Raw genomic sequence first — 3198 nt, 5'->3', positions numbered from 1 at the left:
CCGGCCGGGGCCGGGGCGGGCATGGCGGCGGCCGGCGCCGGGTGGGCCGCCTGATCGGTCGGTGCGGGCGCCGCGGCAGCGGGAGCCCCGGGCCCGCCGGGGACCGCCTGGGTGACGGGCTCGGCCGGGGCGGCCGACGCTCCGGGCAGGTTGACCGTGGTCGGCGTCGGCATCTGCACCGGCTCGACCGGGTCGGCGACCCGGTCCACCACCGGCACCACCTGGGTGGGCACCCGCGGCAGCGGCGTCGGGCGGGTGCTGATCATCATGGTGTGCCCGGCGGTCACCTCGCGCAGCATCCGCAGCGCCTCGTCGGCGCCCGGGCGCGCCTGCGGGTCCTTGTCCAGCAGCGCGGCCAGCACCGGGCCGAGCGGGCCGGCGTAGCGCGGCTCGGGCAGCGGCTCGGAGACCACCGCGGCCAGCGTGCTCAGCGGGTCGAAGCGGCGGAACGGCGACTGCCCCTCGACCGCCGCGAACAGCGTGGCGCCCAGGCCCCACAGGTCGGAGGCCGGGCCGAACGGCTCGCCCTGGGCGCGCTCCGGCGCCAGGTAGTCCGGCGAGCCGACCAGGTCACCGGGCCGGGTCAGCTCGGAGGAGCCCTCGAACTTGGCGATCCCGAAGTCCAGCAGCACCACCCGCCCGGTGCCGTGCTCCAGCAGCACGTTGGCCGGCTTCACGTCCCGGTGCAGCACCCCGAGCTGGTGGCCGCGGTGCAGCGCGGCCAGCACCTGGGTGCCCACCTCGGCCGCCTCGCGCGGGGAGAGCGTGCCGTCCTGGGCCACCACGTCGGCCAGCGAGCGGCCGTCGATCAGCTCCATCACGATCCACGGGCGGCCGTCCTGCTCCAGCACGTCGTGGATGGTGATCACCCCGGCGTGCTTGATCCGGGCCGCGGCCCGGGCCTCCAGCTTCATCCGGGACTGCAGGATCGCCAGCTCGTCCTCGGGCAGGTGGTTGACCGTCAGCTCCTTGACCGCGACCTCGCGGTCGAGCATCAGGTCGCGGGCCCGCCAGACCGTCCCCATCCCGCCGCGGCCCAGCCGGTCGCCCAACTCGTAGCGCCCGGCCAGCATTCTGCGGGTCCCGGCGGCCGGCACGGGCTCGGCCTGGTCTCCCCGCGCGCCCCCCGCCTGCTCTTGTCCACTCACGGCGACCGCTCCCCCTCTTCGGTGCACCACGCGACTGATCACCGGGTTCGGACAATGTTCCGAACCAAGCCTAGGCGCCCGCCCGACAAAGGTTCATTGCGACCCGGCCACGTGATCTGGTCGTGACGTCCGGTGCGCTACGCGCGTCACGACAGCATCACTCAGCGCAGCCGCACCGGCACGGAGCGCCCGTGGGAGCGCGGCCCCGGAGCGGATCAGCCGGCGAACAGGACCACTCCGACGATCGCCAGCACCATCAGCAGCAGCACCCCGCCCACCAGCAGCACCGGCAGGAACGGCGAGGCCCCCCGCCCCCGCGCGTGCCGGGCGTGCTCCGGCGCCACCGGTGCCGGCCGGCCCCGTCGCGCGCGCCGCACCAACGGCCAGGAGGGCCGCAGCACCGGCAGCGCCGACGGCTCCGCCACCGCGGGCGCGTACGGCTCCGGCGCCTGCGCCAGCAGCTCGGTCAGCCAGCGGCGCACCTCCTCGACCGGGGGCCGCTTCGCCGGATCGGCCGCGAGCAGCCGGTCCACCAGCGGCCGCAGCGGCCCGCAGCCCGCGCTGTCGGCCCGCCGGTCGGCCCGGATCGCGGCGAACAGCGCGGTCGGCGTCTGCTCGCTGAACGGGCCCTGCCCGGTCAGCACCCGCTGCAGCAGCACCCCGAGCGCCCACAGGTCCGCCGCCGGCCCCGGGTCCGGCGGCTGCGGCAGCCCCTCGGTGGGCAACTGCTCCGGGGCCCAGCGCTCCGCGCGGGCGCCGAGCAGGCCGGTGCGGACCTGCGCCCAGCGCCGCCCGTCCGCCCCGCCCAGCCGGCGGGCCAGCGCCTCCTCGGCCGCACCGATCGCCTGCCCGCCGAGCAGCGCCGCACCGTCCTCGCAGACCAGCACCTGCTCGACCAGCACGTTGCCGTGCGCCCGGCCGCCCCGGTGCACCGCACCGAGCGCCGCGACCAGGTCGGCGGCCAGCTCGGCGGCCCGGTAGGGCGACAGCGGGCCGGCCTCCAGCAGCTCGGGCAGCGGCTCCGCCGCCGGCTGCTCGACCGCCGCCCAGAGCAGGCCGTCCTCCGCGAACACCTCGTAGCACTGCCGCAGCCTGGCGTGCCCGGGGGTCCCGGCCAGCACCGCCCGGACCTCGTCGAGGATCCCGGCCGGGTCCAGCCAGCGGCTGGCCGCGAAGTCCGCGCTGCCGGACAGCTCGGGCACCAGCAGTTCGGGCAGCTCCAGCCCCTCCAGCAGCACCTGGTGGCCGCTGCGCAGGTCCGTCGCGAGCCGGGACGGGCCGGCCGCCCGGGCCGTCGCCGGCTGGCGGTCCGTCACCTGGTACCGGCCGGCCACCGTCTGGCCCGGGCCAGCTCGCATGACCGTCCCCCTTCTCGTCATTCCCGACCGGCCCGTGGTGGGCGGCGTCGCGGCGCCCGGACCCGCTCCCTGGGCGTCCGGCCGGGAGGTGCCCCGTCGTCGCCGTCGTCCGGCCCCGGCCCGCCGGGCGCACCGGCCGCTGCCGCGGCGGGCACTCCGTCAGCCGGCCACCCGGGCCCTACGGCGCGGGCTGGAAGCTGTCGAAGGCGACCTGCCGGGCCTGGCTGTTGGCGGGGCTGTTCCAGTCGCTGTCGTTCTCGGTCCAGTACAGCGCATAACCGTAACGCCGGTCGTTGGTGACGAAACCGCGGTTGAGCGAGTGCTGGGTGGTCCCGCTGCCGAAGGTCCACTCCCAGTCGGCGGCGTTGCTGAACCGCCAGCCGGTGACGGCCTGCAGCTGGACCCGGTGGTAGCCGGCGAGCGTGGGGGCCACCTGCGGCTCCTCCGCCTGCCAGGCGGCCAGCGCGCTGGGGCCCGGCGTGGTGGTCCAGTCGATCTGCAGCCGCACTCCGTTGCCGGTGAAGACGTGGCTGGTCTGCCCGCTGGAGGTCAGGGTCATCCCGTCGGGCAGCTGGATCGTGAAGCCGGCGGAGTCGGTGTACTGGTGGAAGCCGGCCGGGACCGTGCCGGCCGGGCCGCCCGCGGCGCCGGCCGACGGGGTGGCGCCACCGGGCGCCGGGCTGCCGGCCGCC

At 77.2% G+C, this 3198-nt stretch carries 2 protein-coding genes and 1 pseudogene; all 3 read right to left on the bottom strand.

What is annotated here, in order from left to right; all coding sequences use genetic code 11:
- On the bottom strand, window positions 1–1148 hold a 1148-nt coding region (locus ACQRUO_RS39090; protein WP_428320947.1), incomplete at its 3' end, for a serine/threonine-protein kinase.
- Window positions 1149–1363: 215 nt separating this feature from the next.
- On the bottom strand, window positions 1364–2506 hold the full coding sequence (locus ACQRUO_RS39085) for a hypothetical protein (protein ID WP_428320946.1): 1143 nt from the start codon (window positions 2504–2506) through the stop codon (window positions 1364–1366).
- A gap of 178 nt (window positions 2507–2684) precedes the next feature.
- Window positions 2685–3198: pseudogene (locus ACQRUO_RS39080) on the bottom strand (hypothetical protein); the annotation flags it as partial.

The organism is Kitasatospora sp. LaBMicrA B282, from assembly GCF_050325825.1.
Taxonomy (GTDB): domain Bacteria; phylum Actinomycetota; class Actinomycetes; order Streptomycetales; family Streptomycetaceae; genus Kitasatospora.
This window is presented reverse-complemented; position numbering and strand designations above follow the sequence as displayed.